The sequence below is a fragment of the Curtobacterium sp. WHRI 8282 genome, assembly GCF_040223925.2.
Taxonomy (GTDB): domain Bacteria; phylum Actinomycetota; class Actinomycetes; order Actinomycetales; family Microbacteriaceae; genus Curtobacterium; species Curtobacterium flaccumfaciens.
Genome location: NZ_JBEHCD020000004.1, coordinates 107651 through 127905, shown reverse-complemented (window position 1 = coordinate 127905; position 20255 = coordinate 107651). Strand labels below are relative to the sequence as shown.

Here is a 20255-nt window from a genome sequence, read left to right as displayed (position 1 = left end):
ACGCCCGTCATGCAGCCCAGAGTCACCGCGATCCTCGTCGCCGCCAACGGGGCGGCCCACCTCGACCGGACCCTGGACGCGCTCGCCGCCCAGACCCGCCACCCCGAGAACCTGGTGGTCGTCGACGTCGGCACGACCGACGGATCGACCGCCGAACTGTCCTTCGGTGGGTCCGCGCAGCTCGTCCGTCTCCCCGCGGGCAGGGCGTTCGGCGACGCCGTCCGACAGGGCGAGCGCAGCGCGCCGCCCGCAGCGACCGACGAGCCGGTCGACGAGTGGCTGTGGATCCTCGGCCACGACAACGCGCCGGCACCGACCGCGCTCGCCGAGCTGCTGTCCGCCGTCGAGATCGCACCGTCCGTCGTCGTCGCCGGTCCGAAGCTCGTCGCCGATGACGACCCCTCGCTCATCCGTGCCTTCGGCGAGAGCATGACCCGTTTCGGCCGGTCGATCGTGCTGGTGCAGGACGAGCTCGACCAGGGCCAGCACGACCGCAACACCGACGTGCTCGCCGTCGCCGCTGGCGGCATGCTGGTGCGCCGCTCGGTCTGGAACGAACTCGGCGGCTTCGACCCGGCGCTGCCGGACGTCGACGCGGCCCTCGACTTCTCGGTGCGGGTCCGTCTCGCCGGACACCGCGTCGCCCTCGTGCCGGAGGCCAAGGTCACCAGCGCCGGACCGATCGAGGAGTTCGGTCGCAAGCGTGTGTCCGAGGCGCGGCGCGTCCGGATGCACCGGCAGGCGCAGCTGCACCGCCGGATGACCTACGCGCCGGCCGCGCTGGTCTGGCTGCACTGGCTCACGCTCGTGCCGTTCGCGATCGGCCGCGCGCTCGGACACCTCGTCGCGAAGCACCCCGCCGCCGTGGTCCCCGAACTCTCCGCCGCGTTCGCCGTCGCGTTCGGCGGTGGCACCGGGCGCGCGCGCAAGAACCTGGCCCGCACCAAGAAGCTCGGGTGGGCAGCCGTCGAGCCGCTCCGCGTGAGCTGGCGGCGGGTGCACGAACACCGCACCACCTCGCGCGACGTCGAACTCGCCCGGGTCGAGGACGCCCCGATCGCGCGGGCGTCGTTCCTGAGCGACGGCGGCATCTGGGTGGTCCTGGCCGCCGCGGTCCTCAGCGTCGTGACGCTCTACCCGCTGCTCGGGTCGCCGGCCCTGACCGGCGGGGGACTCCTGCCGCTCTCCGCGACCCCGGGACAGCTCTGGCAGAACGTCGGGTACGGCTTCCACTCGCTCGGCACGGGCTTCACCGGCCCGTCCGACCCCTTCGCCGCGGTGCTCGCCGTGCTCGGCTCGATCGTCTTCTGGTCGCCGTCCACCGCGGTCGTGCTCGTCATGCTCGTCGCGTTCCCGCTGTCCGCCCTGGGCGCCTGGTTCGCAGTGCGCAAGGTCACGACCCGCACGTGGGTCCCGGTCATCGGTGCGTCGCTCTACGCGATCGCCCCGTCGCTCGTCGGCGCGGTGACCACCGGGCACCTCGGCGCCGTGATCGCGCACCTGGTCCTGCCGTGGCTGTTCGTCGCCGTGCTCGAGGCGCACCGCTCGTGGGCGTGGGCCTCCGGCGCATCGCTCCTGTTCGCCGTCGTCGCCGCCTCGGCGCCGTCGCTGTTGCCGGTCCTGCTGATCGGTTGGCTCGTGGCGCTCCTGGTCGGCTGGCGCCGGGCACACCGTCGCGTGTTCATCCCGGTGCCGACCGCGGTGCTGTTCCTGCCGCTGATCCTGGCGCAGGCGGCACGGGGCAACCTGCTCGCCGTGTTCGCCGACCCCGGTGTGCCGTCCGCGACCCGGGCGCCGTCCGCGCTCCAGCTGGCCATCGGGCAGCCCCTGCCGGACTGGACCGGCTGGCTCCCGGCCACCTCCGGGCTCGGACTGGTCGCCGCGGCCCTGCCGATCGTGATGGCCGTCCTCGCGCTCCCCGTGGCCGTCGCCGCGATCGGGGCGATGCTCGGACACCGCTGGGCGGTCGCCGGCTCGGCGCTCGTCATCGCGCTCCTCGGCTTCGCGACGGCCTTCGCCGCCACCCACGTCACCGTCACCGGTGTCGGCTCGACCACCACCATCGTCTGGCCCGGCAGCGGTCTGTCCGTGTACTGGCTCGCCCTCGTGGTCGCGGCCTGCATCGGCATCGACGTGCTGCCCAAGGCCGCCCCGGTCACCGGGCTCGTCGCGACCGTGCTCGCCGGGGTCGCCGTGGCGCCGGCCTTCGCAGCGTTCTACCTCGGCACGGCCACGATCGAGCCGACCACGGGCCGGGTGCTCAGCGCCTACGTGAACGCCGAGGCCCAGGCGAACCCGGACGTCGGCACGCTCGTGGTCGTCCCGCAGGACGACGGATCGCTCGCGGTCACGCTCGAGCGCGGGCAGGGTTCCACCCTCGACGACCAGTCGACGCTCGACGCCACCGCACTCCGGCTGAGCGAGTCCGGCGCACGCCTCACCACGCTCGCCGGCAACCTGGCGAGCCGCAGCGGGTACGACCCGCGGCCGGCGCTCCGCGAGCTCGGCGTGAGCTTCGTGCTCATCGATGACGCCGACGACGACCCCGAGGCGCAGACGGTGCACGACCGGGCCGCGGGCGCCATCGGGCAGAACGCGCTCTTCACGAGCATCGGCGAGACCACCAACGGGCAGCTGTTCCACTACGACGGCGAGGTCGACCGCACCCGCTCCGGCTCCGCCGCGACCCAGGCCACCCACGTGCTGTACCTCGTCGTGCTCGGCGTGGTCTTCGGCGCCGCAGCCCTGCTCGCGGTCCCGACGGCACCGCGCCGCCGCCGTGCCACCTCGAACGTCATCGAGGCCGAGGAACCCGCCACCACCTTCGACGAGGAGCGAGACGAATGAGCCGCACCCCCGCCTCCGTCCGCCGGTGGGTCGTCCGCGGCACCGCCACGGCGGTCGCCGTCGTCGTCGCCGCCGGCGCCGTCACCGCGGCGCACGCCTACGGCACCGACTCCGAGCCCGGGCGTCCGGCCGGGCGCACGGTCACACCGATCCCGGCCGCTGCCGAGCGCGTCTGCGCCGGCAGCGCCCTGCGCCTGTCCGACGACGCCGGCAACGACGCGACCCAGGCGAGCACGGTCGGCACCGCCACCGTCGCCACCGCGACCACGGGCTCGACGGTCGACCGGTCCGAGCTCGACGCCTCGACCACCGGCGGCAGCGACCCCCGGCTGCTGACGGCCCCGGCGGGGGAGACCACGCCGCAGGTCGCGGGCAGCAGCTTCCAGAGCGTCTCGAACGGCGACCTCGTCGGCGCCGGTGCCGCCTCGTGCGACGACCCGAGCCAGTCCACCTGGCTCGTCGGCGGTTCGACGGAGACCGGGCGCACCAGCCTCGTCACGCTGTCGAACCCGACCGACGTGAACGCCACCGTCGACCTGGCGATCTTCGACAGCAACGGCACCGTCAGCGCGCCGGGCACCACCGGGATCGTCGTGGCGCCGAACACGCAGAAGGTCGTCCCGCTCTCGGGCTTCGTCTCCGACGCGGCCTCGACCGTCGTGCACGTCACCTCATCCGGCGGCCAGATCGTGGCACACATGCAGGAGACCGTCGTCCGGACGCTCACGCCGGGCGGCTACGACATCGTCTCCGGCGGCGCCGCGCCCACGCGTTCGCAGGTGATCCCCGCGGTCGCCCTCGCGAACGCCAAGGCGGCCCAGCGCGGCAGCGACACCGCGGACGCCGCACCGGTCGTCCGGCTGTTCGTCCCCGGCGAGCGGTCCGCACGCGTCACCCTCGGCATCACGACGGCGGACGGCGGCGGCACGACCGTCAACGCCACCGCCGAACCCGGCGTCGTCACCGACGTCCCGCTCGACGACTTCCCGGACGGCCGGTACTCGTTCACCATCACCTCGACCGTCCCGATCGTCGCCGGGGCCCGCACGACGACCCCGACCGACGGGGACGGCACCGACCTCGGCTGGTTCGCGTCGGCGGAGCCGCTCGGCGAGCGGGCGATCACCTCGATCGCCCCGGGCGACGGCGCACGGCTGAACCTCGTCAACCCGACCCGATCGGACCGCACCGTGACGATCCGCTCGGGCGACGAGCAGCGTCGGGTCGAGGTGCCGTCGGGAGCGACCGAGACCCTGTCGGTCCAGACCGCGAAGCAGCTCACGCTCACCGGTGCCGACGGCGTCGTCGCCGGCGTCAGCTACCTCGGGGACGACGGGATCGCCGGGTTCCCGATCCGTCCGGCCACCGCGGTGTCGACCCCGGTCCGCGTCTACCCCTGACGTCCGGCGGACGCGCGTCGACGGACGTCGTCGGCGGACCGCCGTGGCTCACCAGTGGCGGTAGCGGTCCGGTGCCAGGTCCCAGGGGTCCTTGCCGATCAGCTCGCCGACGGCGCGGAACACCGCGGTCTCGATGATGATGCGGCGGTCCGAGTCGTCCTTCTCGGGGCTCCGGTTCACCCGTTCGACGGGGATCCGGAAGACGGTCACGCGGCGGGTGTCGCGGTCGATGCGCCAGCGCGGCATCTCGTCCGGCAGCGTCGTGTCGCTCGGCATGTCCGCCACCTGGAACACCACGCCGGAGAGCTCCTCGGGCCAGAGACCGAGCAGGTAGTGCGCGCTGTCACCGACGATCCGGTCGAACGCCTCGGCGCGGGTGATGATCGGGGCGAGCTCCGGTCCGGTGACGCTCGAACGCCCGCCACGGCCGTGCCGGGAGCGCCCCCGACCGCGGTCGACCGGGGTGACGAGGCGAGGCTTCCGACGCATCCCCACATCGTACGCGGGGACCGGTGCGCGCCGGACGCTCCGCTAGGCTCCCTGACGAGATGGACGTGCGGATCTGCAGCAAGGTGGCGTGTGCCAACAGCGCTTCGTCGACCCTGACGTACGACTACGGCGACTCCATGGTGGTCGTCGGCCCGCTGTCGACCCGGGTCGAACCGCACGGCTACGACCTCTGCGCCCGCCACGCGGCCACCCTGCGCGTCCCGCGGGGCTGGCAGGTGGTGCGGCGCGAGCCGCTGCCGCGCGACGCCGACTGACGGCTCGCGTCCGCGACGTGCCGCGGTGGTCGGACGGGAGGCCCGTGGGACGTGACCGGGATCGGCTGGTGATCCGCGCCTCCCGGCATGGAAGACTGTGGGCATGCCCACCGAAACCCGCACCGCTGCTGCGTTCCGCGTCGCCGACCTGTCCCTCGCCGAGGCGGGCCGGCACCAGATCCGCCTCGCCGAGAACGAGATGCCGGGCCTGATGTCCCTGCGTGACGAGTTCGCGGCGTCGCAGCCGCTCGCCGGCGCGCGCATCGCCGGGTCCCTGCACATGACGGTGCAGACCGCGGTGCTCATCGAGACGCTCGTCGCCCTCGGCGCGCAGGTGCGCTGGGCCAGCTGCAACATCTTCTCCACCCAGGACGAGGCCGCCGCCGCCGTCGCCGTCGGACCCACCGGTACCCCGGACGCCCCCGCCGGTGTCCCGGTGTTCGCGTGGAAGGGCGAGACGCTCGAGGAGTACTGGTGGTGCACCAGCCGCATCTTCGACTGGAGCGACGAGGCCACCGCGGCCGGCGCGGACTGGACCGGGCCGAACCTGATCCTGGACGACGGCGGCGACGCCACGATGCTCGTGCACACCGGTGCCGACGCCGAGGCGGCCGGCGCCGCTCCGGTCGCCGAGCCGGACGCGAGCACCGAGTGGAAGATCGTGCTCGACACCGTCGCGCGGTCGCTCGAGACATCGTCGGACCGCTGGACCCGCATCGCGGCCGACATCCAGGGCGTCACCGAGGAGACCACCACGGGCGTGCACCGTCTGTACGAGCTGTTCCGGAACGGCGAGCTGAAGTTCCCGGCGATCAACGTCAACGACTCCGTCACGAAGTCGAAGTTCGACAACAAGTACGGCATCCGGCACTCGCTGCCCGACGGCTTGAACCGCGCCACCGACGTGCTCATCGGCGGCAAAGTCGCCTTCGTCGTCGGCTACGGCGACGTCGGCAAGGGTGCGGCCGAGGCGCTCCGCGGACAGGGTGCCCGTGTCATCGTCAGCGAGGTCGACCCGATCTGCGCGCTGCAGGCGGCGATGGACGGCTACCAGGTCGCGCGCCTGGCGGACGTCGTCGACACCGTCGACATGGTCATCACGTGCACCGGCAACCTGGGCGTCGTCGGGGTCGACGAGATGCTCGGGCTGAAGCACCTGGCGATCGTGGCGAACGTGGGGCACTTCGACAACGAGATCGACATGGCCGGGCTCGAGGCGCTGCCCGGCGTCTCGAAGGTCGAGATCAAGCCGCAGGTGCACGAGTGGCGGCTGCCGACCGGGCGGTCGATCCTGGTGCTGTCCGAGGGCCGGCTCATGAATCTCGGCAACGCGACCGGGCACCCGTCGTTCGTGATGAGCAACTCGTTCACGAACCAGGTGCTCGCGCAGATCGAGCTGCACACCCGGCGCGAGGAGTACCCGACGGGCGTGTACGTGCTGCCGAAGCACCTGGACGAGAAGGTCGCGCGCCTGCACCTCGACGCCCTCGGGGTGCAGCTGACGTCGCTGCGTCCGGAGCAGGCGGCGTACATCGGTGTCCCCGTCGAGGGTCCCTTCAAGCCGGACCACTACCGCTACTGAGCGCCGCGGGGCGGCCCGCACAACCAAAGTCACCCGGAACCGCGCGATTGTGTGGTGCCGGGTGACTTTGGTTGTGCGAACTCTTCCGGCGCTGCGCGCAGCGGCGCAGCGCGCAGCGCGCAGCGGCGCAGCGCGCAGCCCGTCGCGCCGCGCGTCAGCGCGGGAAGCCGGGCGGGGGCGCCGCCGCCGTCGCACCCGCGGCGGTGAGCAGTTCGGCGCGGGCACCCAGCGCCCGGACGTCCCGTCGGCGCCGCAGCACGACGACCCCGGCCAGGAAGACCTCGGGCGGGACGGGCGGCACGGGGTGCGCGAACGCTGACACCTCGGCCGCCAGGGTCTGCGCCGCGGCCTCGCGCAGTTCGGGGCGCATCAGAGCAGCCCCGCGGAAGAACGCCCCCAGGCGGTTCTCCAACCGCTGCGGCAGCGCCGAGACGTCCGCGACGACGGCCCACGCCGTCAGCTCCGGTGGCAGCAGCACCTCGGGGTCCCGCTGCTTCGGCAGGCGCTCGTGCTGCACGATCGTGCCCGCGAGCAGGTCGCCGAGGCGCCGGGGCCGACTGCCGAACAGCGCGACGAGCAGGGCGACCGAGCCGAACGTCATCCAGAGCTCGAACAGGCCGACGAGCGCCCGGGTGAAGGCGTGCCGGAACCCGATCGCGCCGCCGTCGAGCCGGACCACCCGGGTGCCGGTGGCGAACCGTCCGACGCTCCGTCCCTTCGTCACGGTCTCGACCGCCGCGGGGACCAGCACCAGCACGACGACGAGCAGCACGATGCCGAGCGCTGCACCCCAGGCCGGGTCGATGCCGCTGGGCCAGAGCCGCGAGACACCGAACAGCGCGAGCACGAACAGGACGAGGACGCACAGGCCGTCCAGCAGCGCGGCCGCGAGCCGCAGCACGAGTCCGGCGGGTTGGACGTCGAGCGCGACGCCCTCGCCCACCACCAGCTCGTCGGCGGTCTCGTCGAGGTCGCGCGAGAACCGGGCGTCGGCGAGGTCACGCGGCGTGCGGGGCTTCGGCATGGGATCATTCTGTCGGAGATCGCGCGACCTGAGGGGGAACACGTGGACCTGGATGCCTACACCGAGGTGCACCGTGACCGGTGGCAGGAGCTCGACCGTCTGGCGCGTGCCCGGCACCGGTCCGGTGCGGACGTCGACCGGCTCGTCGCCGGCTACCAGGAGGCCGCGACCGACCTCGCCCGCATCCGGGGCGCCGCACCGCGCACCGTGGCCGGCGACCGGCTCTCGCTGACGCTGTTCCGCGCCCGCCTGCGGTTCACGGGGACCCCCGTCGACCCGCTGACCGCCGTCGCCCTGTTCTTCACGCGGCAGCTGCCCGCGGCGCTCTACCGGATCCGCTGGGTGACCATCTGGGTCGCGCTCGCGACGGTGGCGATCGCGGCGATCGTCGCCGTCTGGATCACCACCACCCCCGGTGCGACGGCGACGTTCGGCAGCGACGAGGCCCTGCGCCGGTACGCAACGCAGGACTTCGTCGACTACTACTCCGACCGTGGCCTCGGGGCCTTCACCGCGCAGGTCTGGACGAACAACGCCTACATCGCCGCGACGATGGTGGCGTTCGGCATCACCGGCGTCTTCGTGCCGTTCTCGATCATGCAGAACGCCGTCAGCCTCGGGGTCTCCGCGGCGATCATGCACTCCCAGGGGCGCCTGGCCGACTTCTTCCTCTACATCTCCCCGCACGGGCAGCTCGAGCTCTACTCGGTGTTCCTCGCCGGCGGCGCGGGGCTGATGATCTTCTGGTCGTGGGTGGCGCCGGGGTCCGGACGCACCCGCGCCCAGGCCCTCGCCGAGGACGGCCGTGCGCTCATCACCATCGCGATCGGCCTGACCCTGACCCTGCTGCTGTCCGGCATCGTCGAGGGCGTGGTGACGCGGCAGGACTGGCCGTGGCCGATCAAGATCGGCATCGGTACCCTCGCCCTGGTCGCGGTGCTCGCCTACCAGTGGGTGCTCGGCGGCCGCGCGTACCGAGCGGGGGAGCGCGGCGACCTCGAGGAGTTCGAGCGCGGCTCCACCGCCCTGGTGGCCGGCTAGCGTCCGTCCCGGTTCAGAGCCGGCCGGTGGCCTTCGCCCGGATGTACGCGTCCGCGACGAGCGGCGGGACGTCCGCCGGTGCGCCGCGCACGACCTCGGCGCCGGAGCGCCGTGCGACGTCGGCCGCGCCGTCCGCGTCGAGCAGGCTGCGTTCGGCGGCGGCGCGTCGGTAGACGTCGCGCTCCGCGCCGGTCGGGAGGCCCGGCACCCGTCCGCCCCGCGCGGTCCGGATCGCCGTGGTCGGGTCCACCCCGCCGCGTGCCATCTGCTGGACGGCCGGGTCCTCGATGCTCGTCACGACGACCGCATGCCGTCGGGACAGCCGGGGGAGCACGGCGAGCAGGTCGCCCGAGGCGCCGACGGAGTCGAGGCTCGAGGCGAGCACGACCAGGGCGCGCGAGGTCGTGATCGAGTCGACGAGCGCGGGCACGGATGCCCAGTCGGTCGCAGCGAGCCCGGGTTCGGCCATCGCGAGTGCCTCGCCGAAGCGCTGCACGACGTCGGTGCGGGTGGCGCCGTGCACCCGGTCGTGTGCCGTGTCGTCGAGCACCACCAGGTCGACGCGGTCACCGGCGGCTGCCGCGAGGGCGCCGAGGAGCAGCGCCGACTCGATGAACGTGTCGAGTCGGGGTTCGTCGGCGACCCGGCCGGCACCCGCCCGGCCCGCGTCGACCACGACGACGACGCGCCGGTCGCGTTCCGGCCGCCAGGTGCGGACGACGAGGTCCTGCCGCCGCGCGGTGGCGCGCCAGTCGATCGACCGCACGTCGTCGCCGCGCACGTAGTCGCGCAGCGAGTCGAACTCGGTGCCGTGCCCGCGGAGCTGCAGCGTGGTCTCGCCGTCGAGCTCGCGGAGCCGTGCCAACCGTGACGGCAGGTGCCGCCGGGAGCGGAACGGCGGCGTCACGACGAGTTCGCCCGGTGCCGCGACGACCCGCTGCCGTGCGGCGAGGCCCAGGGGACCGAAGGACCGCACGGCGACCCCGGTGGTGCGGCGTCGACCACGACGGAACGGTGTGAAGCGCATCCGGGCCGTCCGTCGTTCCCCGGCGGGGACCGTCATCCGGATCCGACGGGGACGGTGGCCGGCCGACGGCTCCCACATGTCGCGGACCACACCGCGGACCGTCCGGGAGCCGTCGTTGGCGAGCACGAGGGTGCCGTCCGCGGTGCTGTCGCGTCGGGCGAGCCGGGGCATCCGCCGCTCCACCCGGACCCGTCGCAGGTCGGCGGCGAGCACGACGTCGAGGGCCGCGGCGAGGAGCACCACCCCGACCCACGCCAGACCGGCCCACCCGCTGCCGAGCAGCACGGTGGGCACGAGGGCGACGGCGAGGAGCGCGACGAACCGGCCGGAGACCGCCACTAGATCGGCACCCGCACCTGCTCGAGCACCTGCTGGAGCACGCCGTCGGCGCCGACGCCCTCGAGCTCGGCGTCGGCGGCGACCCGCAGGCGGTGCCGCCAGACCGGCAGGGTCATGGCCTGCACGTGGTCCGGGGTGATCGCGTCGTAGCCGGTGAGCCAGGCCCAGGCCTTGGCGGCCGCGAGCAGTGCCGTCGCACCGCGGGGGCTGACACCGACACGGACGGACGGTGCCTGCCGGGTGGCCCGGGCGAGGTCGACGATGTAGGCGAGCACGTCGTCGCGGGCACCGACGGCGCGGACGGCACGCTGCGCACGGACCACCTCGTCGACGCCGACCACCGGGGTGATGCCGGCCGACCGGACGTCGCGCGGCACGAAGCCGTCGGCGTGGCGACGGAGCACCTGCCACTCGACGTCGCGCGGCGGGATGTCGAGGGTCAGCTTCATCAGGAACCGGTCGAGCTGCGCCTCGGGCAGCGTGTACGTGCCCTCGAACTCGATCGGGTTCATCGTCGCGGCGACGAAGAAGGGGTCCGGCAACGCACGGGCGTCACCGTCGACGCTCACCTGGCGTTCCTCCATCGCCTCGAGCAGCGCCGACTGGGTCTTCGGCGGCGTGCGGTTGACCTCGTCGGCGAGCAGGACGTTCGTGAAGACGGGGCCCTCGCGGAATGGGAATGTGCCGGTCGAGGCGTCGTAGACGAGCGACCCGGTGACGTCGCCGGGCATCAGGTCCGGCGTGAACTGGATGCGCTTCGTGTCGAGCGTCATCGCGGCGGCGAGGCTGCGGACGAGCAGGGTCTTCGCGACACCGGGGACGCCCTCGAGCAGCACGTGCCCCTGCGCGAGGAGTCCGACGATCATGCCGGACACCGCGCCCTCCTGGCCGACGACGGCCTTCGCGACCTCGGTGCGGACCCGGCCGAACGCGTCGCGCAGGTCGGAGACGGCCGCGGTCGTGGGGTCGTGCTCCGGCGCGGTGTGCTCGGTGGTGGCAGGGGGCAGGTCGGTCACGGTCGTGCTCCTGGTCGGTCGGGGTCAGAGGTGGGTCGGTCGCCGGAGGTCGCCCGGCGCACGGCGCGTTCGAGGTCGTTGAGCGCCGCGGTGCCGTCGACGAGTGCACGGTCGTCGGCGGTGGTCCCGCCGACGAGCACGGCACCGACACGGGTGTGCGGGATGCCGGTGGCCTGGGCCGCGGCCCGGACGACCTCGTCGACGTGGGCCGAACGGGGGAGTCCGAGCATCCGGCCGATGCGGCGGACGGCCGCGATGCGCAGGGTGTCGAGGGCGTGGGTGCGGTCACGGGTGCGGGCGTACATCCGGGCACGCCCCTCGGTGGTCTCGGCAGCACGGACGACGACGGGCAACCGCTCGACGACGAGCGGGCCGAGCCGTCGGCCCCGCCAGACACCGGCTGCGACGGCGACGAGGGCGAGCAGTGCGAGGGCACTCGGGACCCACGGCGGGGCGAGCTCGCCGAGGGTCGGGGCGGCGTCGGGGGTGCCGACCGCCGGGGTGTACCAGACGAGTCGCTCGTCGGCGCCGAGCAGCCCGAGGGCGAGCGCGGCGTTCCCGGCGGTGGCGATCGTGTCGTTCCGGAACGCCGAGGTCGTGCCGAGCAGGGTGACGTCGCCGCCCGGCGTCGCGGTGCGCACGAGGCCCCAAACGCGCGAGCCGCCGTCGCCCGTCGGCGCGCACCGTTCGGCGGCGTCGTCGTCGTCCACGGTGTACCCGGAGCCGGCGGTGGTGACCCGGGCAGCCGAGGCCGCCGCCGGGATCCCGCACGAGGCCGTCGAGACGGTGGCGTCCCCGTCGACCTGGACGGCCGGGTCGACCGGGAACCCGAGCAGTGCCTCGAGCCCGGCGCCGCTCGTGCCGACGACCACGACGTGCCGCGCCGTGCGGGCGATCCGTTCTGCGACGTCGGGGTCGAGCGCCCCGTCGGCGTCGTCGATGAACACCGTGCCGCCGTCGATCCCACCGACGCCGTCGACGGTGTCGGTGACGGAGACCGCGGTGCCCCGCTGCTCGAGCACCCTGACCAGGGCGGCCGAACCACTCGCCGTCGTCGAGGTCGGGTCGAGCGCGCGCGGTGCGTCCGGGTCGGTGCCCTGCACGAGGGCGGTCAGGGCGGCGAGCAGGACGCCGACCAGGACGATGGCGACCCAGAACCCGACGCGGAACCGGCGTCCCTCGGTCGGAGCCGGAGCCGGAGCCGGAGTCGGCCCGGTGCTCGTCCGCGTGGCGGTGTCGGTCGTCATGCCGGTACCGCCGGTCCCTCGGCGCGGGCGGGGCGGGCCTGCCGGACGGAGCGCTCGGTGTCGAGCACGCGGAGGGCCGCGGCCTCGTCGGCCTCACCGCCGAGGTACCGGACCGCGTCGAACGCGGTCGCTGCCGCGTCGAGTGCACCGGCCGACGCGGGGAACGGCACGGCGCCCCGTGCGGCGATCGTCCGCGCGGTGGCTCCGGGCACGTCGGGCACCAGATCGCGCTCGCCGAGGCCCCTGGCGATCGCGCGGAACCCGTCGAGCACCGCTGCTGACCAGTCGGCGCGACGGACCGCGGCCTGTGCCGCTTCGAGGAGTTCCCGGGCGGAGCGCAGGTCGTCGGCGTCGAACACCCCGCCGGTGTCACCGTCACCGGCCCGGGCGCGCCGGCGGGGGAGTCCGCGGGCGACGACGACGAGCACGACGACCGCGACGAGGACCACGATCGCGATCACCAGCGCCGTGCGGGCCGCAGCGGGGGAGTCGATGCCGTCGGCGCGGAGCGACCCGAGCCAGTCGAGGAAGGAGCGCGAGGCACGGTCCCACCACGTCGGCCGGGCACCGTCGTAGGCGGACCGCTCGAGTTCACGCTCGAGCAGGCGCCGCGCCTCGTCCGGGTCGACCGCCGTCACGCGGAGCCGTTCGGTGGGGCCTGGCCCGGACCCGGCTGCCACGGCTGCTGCTGCTGACCGGGCTGCCAGGGCTGCTGCTGCTGACCGGGCTGCCAGGGCTGCTGCTGCGCGGGCTGCCACGGCTGCTGCTGCCCCTGCCACTGCTGCCCCGGCCACTGCTGGCCACCCCACTGCTGCTGCGGCGGCCACGGCGGGCGTGCGACGGGCTCGGACGGCGCGAACGGGTCGGTCGGCTGCCCCGAGTCGAGGTGCGACGCGATCCGCTGGTCGAGCGCCTCGGTGCGGATCCGCCGGTCGATGGCGAGGAACGTGGTGATCGACGCGCTCAGCACGTCGGTGACGCACTGCACCGCGATCGCGAGCAGGCTCCCGACGACGATGGCGATGACCGCACCGGTACCGGCACCCGACGTGCCGCCCGTCTGCCCGAGGGGGTCGAAGGTGCCCCCGATGAGCACGGCGCCGATGGTGAGCGGGATCGACGCGATGGATGCGGCGAACCCGAACATGAGCTGCACGAGCAGCAGGATGCCGAAGGTCCGCCAGAAGGCTCCGCGGGTCAGGCGCCACGACTGGGCGGCAGCGGCGAAGACCGGCCGGCCCTCGAGCGCGATGGTCGGGACGGTGAGCACGAAGCGCGTGGCGAGCCACACGACGACGACACCGATCCCGAGCACGAACAGCACGAGCGCCAGCACGAACCACCCGGTGCCGGAGTCGGCGGCACCCATGGCCGCGAACACCCCGAAGAACACGAGCCCGGCCAGGATCGCGAGGACCACGCCGGCCCCGATCTGCACGAGCATCCACGCGACGACGGACCACCGGCGGCCGGCGAGCAGCGCCCACAGCCCCCGGAACGTGGCTCGACGGCCGAGCACCCGCTGCCCGGTGTCCGCGGCGACCGGCGCCACCAGGAACCCGCGACCGAGGTAGGCGAGGAACGGCAGCACGACCGAGAGCAGCGCCGTGAGCGTCAGCGTGCCCGCGACCACCGAGTCGGCACCGCTGCCGCCGTCGAGGGCCGAGAACATCCGCGACTGCAGCGCCTGCTGCCCGAAGGTGCTGGCCAGCGTCGAGAGCAGGCCGAGCACACCGCTCAGCAGCACGCTCCAGAGCAGCAGCACGCGGGCGTTCCGGCGGAAGACCGTGAACGCGCCGGCCAGGACGTCACCGAGGCCGAGCGGGCGCAGGGGGATCACCGGACGCGAGCCGCCGGACGGGCCGCCCGGTCGCCCCGGACCCGGCCCCGGGGCGGGCTGCGGCGGCACGGAGAAGCGGGGCGGGCCTCCAGACAGGGGTCCGGGTCCGGACGCCGGCGGCGTCGGCGCACCCTGCTGCCCACCGCCCGGTGTGTGCCAATCGGACATGACTCCAGCCCCCTCGTCGTGTCGGACCGAGCCAGCGATGCACGGTCCACCTCCATCCTGGCGGAAAACCCGGCTCGGCGGGGCCTCGGCTATCGTGTGGGGACACGTGCCGACCACGGCACCCGCACGCCACCCGGAGTCCAGATCACATGACACCGCGCATCCTCGTCGTCGACGACGACCAGGCCCTCTCCGAGATGATCGGCATCGTGCTCCGCTCCGAGGGGTACGAACCCGAGTTCAGCGCCGACGGCAACGACGCCGTCGACGCGTTCCACGCCACCAAGCCGGACCTCGTCCTGCTCGACGTCATGCTGCCCGGCATCGACGGCATCGAGGTGTGCAAGCGCATCCGTGCCGAGAGCGGCACGCCGATCATCATGCTCACCGCGAAGAGCGACACCGCCGACGTCGTCCTCGGGCTCGAGAACGGTGCCGACGACTACGTCGTGAAGCCCTTCAACCCGAAGGAGCTCGTCGCCCGCATCCGGACCCGCCTGCGGCCGAGCGCGTCCGACGCCACCGTGCTGCACGTCGGCGACGTCACGGTCGACGTCGCCGGGCACGAGGTGCGCCGCGGCGACACCGTGATCGCGCTCACGCCGCTCGAGTTCGACCTGCTCCGGGCGCTCGCCGAGAAGCCGAACCAGGTGTTCACCCGCGAGATGCTGCTCGAGCAGGTCTGGGGCTACCACTACAAGGCGGACACCCGCCTGGTGAACGTGCACGTGCAGCGGCTCCGCGCGAAGATCGAGCACGACCCGGACAACCCGAAGACCGTCACCACGGTCCGCGGCGTCGGGTACCGCGCCGGAGGAGCCTGAGCACCGTGCCACCCTCGACGCGCCCGTCGGGCTCGGCACGCCGCTCGGGCCGCGCCGGCGGGGCCGGCGGGGCCACCGTCTCGATCGGCGTCGTCGACCGCAGCCGCCGCCGGATGCGGCGCTGGCTCCGACGCGCCTGGCGTCCGATCGCGTACCTGTGGCGGCGCTCGCTCATGTTCCGCTCGGTCGCCATCACCGTGATGACGACGGGGCTCGCGGTGGGGATCATCGGCACCGCGGTCATGGTGAGCATCTCGACGAACGTCTACTCGCAGCGCCGCGACCAGATCGAGTCCGAGTCGGCACGGGCCACCATCGTCGCCCAGGGGATCTTCGACGCGGCGACCGCGGGCGAGGACAACAACCAGTCCGAGCTCGAGACGCTGCAGAACGAGGCCCGGCAGGCGATCTTGTCGAACACGACGAGTCCGGGCGGCACGAGCATCGCGATCGAGCGGAGCCCGGACCAGTCCACCGCGCAGACGCTGCAGACCATCGCCAGCCAGGGCTTCCCGGACGCCGTGATCACCGATGCCCTGCGCAAGGAGGTCGCGCAGAACACCGGGCGGCTGAGCCTGCAGCCCGTCGAACTCGAGGACGACGGGCGCCGGGTGCCGGGCCTCGCCGTCGGGTCCACGCTGCAGATCCCGAGCGCCGGCCAGTACGAGCTGTACCTGGTCTACGACCTCTCCGACGCGCAGCAGACCCTGGACTTCGTCTCCCAGACGCTCTCGATCGGCGGTGTGGCGCTCATGGTGCTCATCGCCCTGGTCACGTCGCTCGTGGTCCGGCTCGTCGTCGTGCCGATCCGCGGTGCCGCCGAGACGAGCCGGAAGATCGCCGCGGGGCGCCTCGACGAACGCATCCCGGTGCGCGGGCAGGACGACCTGGCGACCCTGGCGCGGAGCTTCAACGGGATGGCCGAGGCGGTCAGCCGCCAGATCACCCAGCTCGCCGAGCTCTCCCGCGTGCAGCAGCGGTTCGTGTCCGACGTGTCGCACGAGCTCCGCACCCCGCTCACCACGATCCGGCTCGCCGGCGACATGCTCTACGACTCCCGGCACGCGTTCGAACCGTCGGTCGGCCGGTCCGCCGAACTCCTGCACGCCCAGGTGGAGCGCTTCGAGATGCTCCTCGCCGACCTGCTCGAGATCTCGCGGTACGACGCCAAGGCGGTGCAGCTCGACACCGCACCCGTCGTCCCGGCGTCCCTCGCCGCGGACATCGTCGACGAGTTCCGTCCGCTCGCCGAACGCGCCGGCGTCGAGCTGCAGCTGGCGACCCCCGGCGGCCACACCACGATGCGGCTCGACGCCAAGCGCGTCCGCCGCATCCTGCGCAACCTCGTCGGCAACGCCATCGAGCACGGCGACGCGAAGCCCGTGCAGGTCGTCGTCGACAGCGACGCACGCACCGTCGCCATCGCCGTCCGCGACCAGGGCGTCGGCATGCCGCCGGAGGACGCCGCACGGGTGTTCGACCGCTTCTGGCGGGCCGACCCGAGCCGGAAGCGCACCATCGGCGGCACCGGGCTCGGCCTCGCGATCAGCCTCGGCGACGCGAAGCTCCACGGCGGGCGCATCGACGTGTGGTCCCGACCGGGCGAGGGATCGACCTTCGTGCTCACCCTGCCCCGCAACGAGCAGGGCACCACCGCCACCTCGGCCATCCCGCTGCCCGAGCTCGACGAGTCGTACGACGGCCCCCGCGCCGTGCGAGAGGAGTCCTGATGCGCCACCGGATCCGCCACGTCCTCGCCGTCGCGCTCGCCGCGGTCAGCCTGTTCGCGGTCACCGCCTGCGCGGCCATCCCGACCGACGGTGCCGTGCGCACCGGGCAGACGATCAAGGACGAGTCGCTCTCGGGCGTCGACTTCCGGCCGGACAAACCGATCACCGGGTCCGACCAGACGGCGATCCTCCGCGGGTTCATCGCCGCAGCCACCGGTGCCCAGGACAACTACGCGATCGCCCGGCAGTTCCTGGCCGCCGACTTCGCCCAGCGGTGGAACCCGCGGCAGGGCGTCACGATCCGCGACGGCAGCGGCACCGTCGAGCGCGCCGACGACAGCGAGCTCACCTACACGATGACGGCCAGTGCCACGGTCGACTCCGAGGGGGAGTACACCCAGTCCGTCCGCCCGACCTCGTCGACGCTGACGTTCCAGTTCGTCCGCGAGGACGGCGAGTGGCGCATCGCCTACGCCCCGGACGGCATCATCCTGTCGCCGGTCAGCTTCGAGTCGGTGTTCCAGCCGCACGCGCTGTACTTCTACGACCCGACCTACCGCTTCCTCGTGCCCGACCAGCGCTGGTTCCTCGCCCGGTCCTCCACGAGCACCCGCATCGCCAGCGCCCTGCTCGCGGGGCCCGCCGACTGGCTGAAGGGCGCCGTCGTCTCGTCGTTCCCGGAGGGCACCCAGCTGTCGCTCAACGCGGTGACGATCGACAGCGGCACCGCCCTGGTCGACCTGTCGAGCGACGCCCTGCGCGCGAGCACCGTCGACAAGGTCCGGATGCGGGAACAGCTCAGCAAGTCCCTCGCCTCGGTCGCCACCATCTCGTCGGTCTCGATGACGATCGAGGGCGCGACGCTGTCGGTGCCGGACTCCGGGGGAGCGGACGCCCAGCAGAACCCCGACGTCGACCCCCGACCCCTGGTCGACGAGGACGGCGTCGTCGGCTACGCCGCCTCGGGCACCGGCAAGGTCTCCGAGCTCGGCAGCGGCGTCGGGGCCGCGATCGCCGGCCTCGACCCGACCTCGATCGCCCTGTCGGCGTCCGGCACCACGGCCGCCGTCGGCAACCGGGACGGCGTCGTCGTCGTGCGCGGCAAGGACCGCCTGCGCGTCGATGCCCGCGACGACCTCATCGCCCCCGCCGTCGACGACCTCGGCTTCGTCTGGGCGGGGCAGCAGTCCGACACCCGTCACATCACCGCGTACGGCCTCGGCGGCGACCCCCACCAGGTGCGCACCACCCTGCCGCGCGGCGACCTCGTGTCGTTCCAGGTGTCCCGCGACTCGACCAGGGCGCTCGCGCTCATCCAGACCTCGGACGGCCCCGGCCTGTACGTGATGGCGATCATCCGCGGTTCCGACCGGTCACCGACCTCGTTCGGCGCCCCGGTCCGGGTGCAGGCCGCCAGCGGCACCGCGGTCGATGCCGCGTGGGTGAGCGACACCGACGTCGCCTCGGTCGGGCAGACCCCCACCGGTCCGAACATCGTCCGCACCACCATCGGCGGCAAGTCGAGCACCCTGCCGAAGCCCGACGGGCGCGCCACCGCGATCAGCGGCGGCAGCGGTGGCGCGCTGCTGCTCCGGATGTCGAGCGGCAACGTCCTGCAGTCCACCGGGGGCGGCTGGGACACGACGGGCGTCACCGCCGACGTGCTCGGCGTCCAGCGCTGACACGACGGTCCTCCACACCCCACCCGGCCTGGAGGCCCGTCCACCGTCCGGCGCACCGGCCCACCGCCGTCGTCCGGTCACCACCACAGTCGTGGGCATGTCCCCTGATGACGCCCCCACCCCCTGGTGCGATGCCCTGCTCGCCGTGCTCGGGCTCTTCCTGCCCGTCGCCTGCCTGGGCTGCGGCCGCCCGGACCGCGCGCTCTGCCCACCGTGCCGCGCGGCGCTCGACGCACGGCCCCGGCGGGTCCGGCTGGTCGCCGGCGTCCGGCTCGACGCCGCCTTCGAGTACGAGGGGCTGGTCCGCACCCTGGTGCTCGAACTCAAGCTCCGGGGCCGGGTCGACGTCGCCCGACCGCTCGGCGTCCGCTTCGGTGCCCTCGTCCGCGCGGCGCTCGCCGCGGCCCCGGACGGCACCGTGGTGCTCCGGGTGCCGCCGTCCCGCGCGGGTGCCCGACGGCGTGGGTTCGACCCGGTGGTGCTGCTGCTCGCCCGTGGTGGTGTCCGGCACACGGGGCGCCTCGTCCGCACCCCGGCCGGACGCGGGCGATCCGGACCGGGGCAGAAGGAGCGGTCGGCGGTGGAACGCGTCGCCGCGACCGTCGGGACCCTGCGCGCGTCCTGCGTCGACGGCCGCGACGTCGTGCTCGTCGACGACGTCGTCACCACGGGAGTGACGATGGCCGAGGGCGTCCGTGCCGTGCGCGCTGCGGGCGGGCGGGTGGTGCGCTGTGTCGCCGTGGCGAGCGTCGACGACTGACGCTCGGTGAACACCCGGTGGCCGCTGTGTGTCCGGTGAGTGTCCGACGGACTCGCCGCCTCCCCGTGACGCCGAGGGTGCGCCGGGTCTAGCCTCGCGACAAGGCGTTCGGGTCGCCGGACGGAGGCGACGCGCCGACACTGGATGGGAGCCGCCACATGGACGTGACGATCACGGGCCGGAACGTCGGGGTCACCGACCGTTTCCGCACCTACGTCGAACAGAAGTCCGAGAAGATCGACGTGCTCGCCGACCGCGCCCTCGCCTTCGAGGTGCGCATCAGCCGCCACCACGAGAAGTCGAGCGGCAGCCAGGGCGAGGACCGCGTGGAGCTCACGCTGATCGGACCGGGGCCGCTCGTACGGGCCGAGTCCGCGGCGTCGGACAAGTACGCCGCCTTCGACCTCGCCTTCGCGCGGATCATGGAACGCCTCCGTCGGGCGCGTGACCGCCGCAAGGTGCACCACGGCCGGCACCGCCCCACCTCGGTCGCCGAGGCCGCCGGCAGCGGCTTCGACGGCATGGGTGTCGTCCCGGCCGACGGCAAGCTCATCGAGGACGTCGCGACCGGTGCCGTCCCGGTCGTCGACCAGGAGACCGCCGAGGACGAGAACGAGGTCTACAGCCCGGTCGTCATCCGGCACAAGGTCTTCGAGGCCGCCCCGATGACGGTCGACGACGCCCTGTACTACATGGAGCTCGTCGGGCACGACTTCTACCTGTTCCTCGACGCCGAGACCCGCCGTCCGAGTGTCGTGTACCGACGCAAGGGCTGGGACTACGGCGTGATCGGCATCGACGAGGTGCCGGCCGGCCAGGCGCCGGCCGCGGTCGACGCCGACGCGGAGCGCGCAGCCGCGATCGCCTGATCCCACTCGGGACCACCGGTCCCGCACCGTGTGCGCGGTCCGTTCGCGGGCCGCGCACACCCGTGTCCGCGGGCAGCCGCGCCGCTCACAGCGCC

General features: G+C 73.7%; 17 protein-coding genes. 10 read left to right on the top strand and 7 right to left on the bottom strand.

Annotated elements, in window-relative coordinates; all coding sequences use genetic code 11:
• Positions 1-9: 9 nt before the first annotated feature.
• On the top strand, positions 10-2847 hold the full coding sequence (locus ABRP24_RS14495; protein WP_349848926.1) for a glycosyltransferase: 2838 nt from the start codon (positions 10-12) through the stop codon (positions 2845-2847).
• Entirely contained in the window at positions 2844-4247 is a 1404-nt protein-coding gene (locus ABRP24_RS14490; protein WP_349848924.1) for a DUF5719 family protein, read from the top strand. Before ABRP24_RS14495 ends, ABRP24_RS14490 begins: the two co-directional genes overlap by 4 nt.
• Positions 4248-4295: 48 nt before the next feature.
• Here ABRP24_RS14490 and ABRP24_RS14485 read toward each other — a convergent pair whose 3' ends face one another.
• Positions 4296-4736, bottom strand: a complete 441-nt coding sequence (locus tag ABRP24_RS14485) for a metallopeptidase family protein (protein WP_071405768.1) — start codon at positions 4734-4736, stop codon at positions 4296-4298.
• Positions 4737-4795: 59 nt separating this feature from the next.
• On the opposite strand from ABRP24_RS14485, the gene ABRP24_RS14480 reads away from it, so the two are divergent.
• Both ABRP24_RS14480 and ahcY read left to right on the top strand, forming a co-directional pair.
• Positions 4796-5011, top strand: a complete 216-nt coding sequence (locus ABRP24_RS14480) for a DUF3499 family protein (RefSeq protein WP_027466499.1) — start codon at positions 4796-4798, stop codon at positions 5009-5011.
• A gap of 103 nt (positions 5012-5114) precedes the next feature.
• On the top strand, positions 5115-6593 hold the full coding sequence (gene ahcY, locus ABRP24_RS14475) for an adenosylhomocysteinase (protein ID WP_111056267.1): 1479 nt from the start codon (positions 5115-5117) through the stop codon (positions 6591-6593).
• 154 nt (positions 6594-6747) lie between these two features.
• Here ahcY and ABRP24_RS14470 read toward each other — a convergent pair whose 3' ends face one another.
• Positions 6748-7617 carry an RDD family protein gene (locus ABRP24_RS14470; protein WP_051596923.1) on the bottom strand — a complete coding sequence of 290 codons (870 nt, stop codon included), beginning with the start codon at positions 7615-7617 and terminating at the stop codon, positions 6748-6750.
• A 42-nt stretch (positions 7618-7659) separates the two neighbouring features.
• Between ABRP24_RS14470 and ABRP24_RS14465 the strand changes: the two genes are divergently transcribed.
• The gene (locus ABRP24_RS14465; RefSeq protein WP_111056074.1) at positions 7660-8658 is read left to right on the top strand and encodes a stage II sporulation protein M; all 999 of its coding nucleotides are present in this window, start codon (positions 7660-7662) and stop codon (positions 8656-8658) included.
• Positions 8659-8671: 13 nt separating this feature from the next.
• Here ABRP24_RS14465 and ABRP24_RS14460 read toward each other — a convergent pair whose 3' ends face one another.
• Genes ABRP24_RS14460 through ABRP24_RS14440 form a run of 5 tightly spaced genes read right to left on the bottom strand, consistent with a single transcriptional unit; the run spans position 8672 to position 14295 of the window.
• Positions 8672-10024, bottom strand: a complete 1353-nt coding sequence (locus ABRP24_RS14460; protein WP_176709005.1) for a DUF58 domain-containing protein — start codon at positions 10022-10024, stop codon at positions 8672-8674.
• Positions 10024-11031 carry an AAA family ATPase gene (locus tag ABRP24_RS14455; protein WP_371836761.1) on the bottom strand — a complete coding sequence of 336 codons (1008 nt, stop codon included), beginning with the start codon at positions 11029-11031 and terminating at the stop codon, positions 10024-10026. The genes ABRP24_RS14460 and ABRP24_RS14455 overlap by 1 nt, the downstream gene beginning before the upstream one ends.
• 5 nt (positions 11032-11036) lie before the next feature.
• Positions 11037-12287 (bottom strand): DUF4350 domain-containing protein, encoded by a 1251-nt coding sequence (locus ABRP24_RS14450; RefSeq protein WP_214520446.1) that lies wholly within the window; start codon positions 12285-12287, stop codon positions 11037-11039.
• Positions 12284-12925, bottom strand: a complete 642-nt coding sequence (locus ABRP24_RS14445) for a DUF4129 domain-containing protein (RefSeq protein WP_214520445.1) — start codon at positions 12923-12925, stop codon at positions 12284-12286. Before ABRP24_RS14445 ends, ABRP24_RS14450 begins: the two co-directional genes overlap by 4 nt.
• Entirely contained in the window at positions 12922-14295 is a 1374-nt protein-coding gene (locus ABRP24_RS14440; RefSeq protein WP_349848920.1) for a glycerophosphoryl diester phosphodiesterase membrane domain-containing protein, read from the bottom strand. The genes ABRP24_RS14445 and ABRP24_RS14440 overlap by 4 nt, the downstream gene beginning before the upstream one ends.
• A gap of 149 nt (positions 14296-14444) precedes the next feature.
• On the opposite strand from ABRP24_RS14440, the gene mtrA reads away from it, so the two are divergent.
• From mtrA to hpf, 5 genes are all read left to right on the top strand, one after another.
• Positions 14445-15119, top strand: a complete 675-nt coding sequence (gene mtrA / locus ABRP24_RS14435) for an MtrAB system response regulator MtrA (RefSeq protein ID WP_017888813.1) — start codon at positions 14445-14447, stop codon at positions 15117-15119.
• Between the two features lie 5 nt (positions 15120-15124).
• Positions 15125-16849 carry an MtrAB system histidine kinase MtrB gene (gene mtrB / locus ABRP24_RS14430; RefSeq protein ID WP_349848918.1) on the top strand — a complete coding sequence of 575 codons (1725 nt, stop codon included), beginning with the start codon at positions 15125-15127 and terminating at the stop codon, positions 16847-16849.
• Complete coding sequence (locus tag ABRP24_RS14425; protein WP_349848916.1) at positions 16849-18531, top strand: GerMN domain-containing protein; 1683 nt, start codon at positions 16849-16851, stop codon at positions 18529-18531. The genes mtrB and ABRP24_RS14425 overlap by 1 nt, the downstream gene beginning before the upstream one ends.
• Positions 18532-18628: 97 nt before the next feature.
• On the top strand, positions 18629-19291 hold the full coding sequence (locus ABRP24_RS14420) for a phosphoribosyltransferase family protein (RefSeq protein ID WP_349848914.1): 663 nt from the start codon (positions 18629-18631) through the stop codon (positions 19289-19291).
• 158 nt (positions 19292-19449) lie between these two features.
• Positions 19450-20160, top strand: coding sequence for a ribosome hibernation-promoting factor, HPF/YfiA family (gene hpf / locus ABRP24_RS14415; RefSeq protein WP_214520441.1), 711 nt, complete (start codon positions 19450-19452; stop codon positions 20158-20160).
• Positions 20161-20255 lie beyond the last annotated feature (95 nt).

Excerpts from the sequence above, each read along its gene's own strand:
- ABRP24_RS14495 (WP_349848926.1), top strand. The coding sequence starts at position 10 with ATGCAGCCCAGAGTCACCGCGATCCTCGTCGCCGCCAACGGGGCGGCC.
- ABRP24_RS14490 (WP_349848924.1), top strand. The coding sequence starts at position 2,844 with ATGAGCCGCACCCCCGCCTCCGTCCGCCGGTGGGTCGTCCGCGGCACC.
- ABRP24_RS14485 (WP_071405768.1), bottom strand. The coding sequence starts at position 4,736 with ATGCGTCGGAAGCCTCGCCTCGTCACCCCGGTCGACCGCGGTCGGGGG.
- ABRP24_RS14480 (WP_027466499.1), top strand. The coding sequence starts at position 4,796 with ATGGACGTGCGGATCTGCAGCAAGGTGGCGTGTGCCAACAGCGCTTCG.
- ahcY (WP_111056267.1), top strand. The coding sequence starts at position 5,115 with ATGCCCACCGAAACCCGCACCGCTGCTGCGTTCCGCGTCGCCGACCTG.
- ABRP24_RS14470 (WP_051596923.1), bottom strand. The coding sequence starts at position 7,617 with ATGCCGAAGCCCCGCACGCCGCGTGACCTCGCCGACGCCCGGTTCTCG.
- ABRP24_RS14450 (WP_214520446.1), bottom strand. The coding sequence starts at position 12,287 with ATGACGACCGACACCGCCACGCGGACGAGCACCGGGCCGACTCCGGCT.
- ABRP24_RS14440 (WP_349848920.1), bottom strand. The coding sequence starts at position 14,295 with ATGTCCGATTGGCACACACCGGGCGGTGGGCAGCAGGGTGCGCCGACG.
- mtrA (WP_017888813.1), top strand. The coding sequence starts at position 14,445 with ATGACACCGCGCATCCTCGTCGTCGACGACGACCAGGCCCTCTCCGAG.
- ABRP24_RS14425 (WP_349848916.1), top strand. The coding sequence starts at position 16,849 with ATGCGCCACCGGATCCGCCACGTCCTCGCCGTCGCGCTCGCCGCGGTC.
- ABRP24_RS14420 (WP_349848914.1), top strand. The coding sequence starts at position 18,629 with ATGTCCCCTGATGACGCCCCCACCCCCTGGTGCGATGCCCTGCTCGCC.
- hpf (WP_214520441.1), top strand. The coding sequence starts at position 19,450 with ATGGACGTGACGATCACGGGCCGGAACGTCGGGGTCACCGACCGTTTC.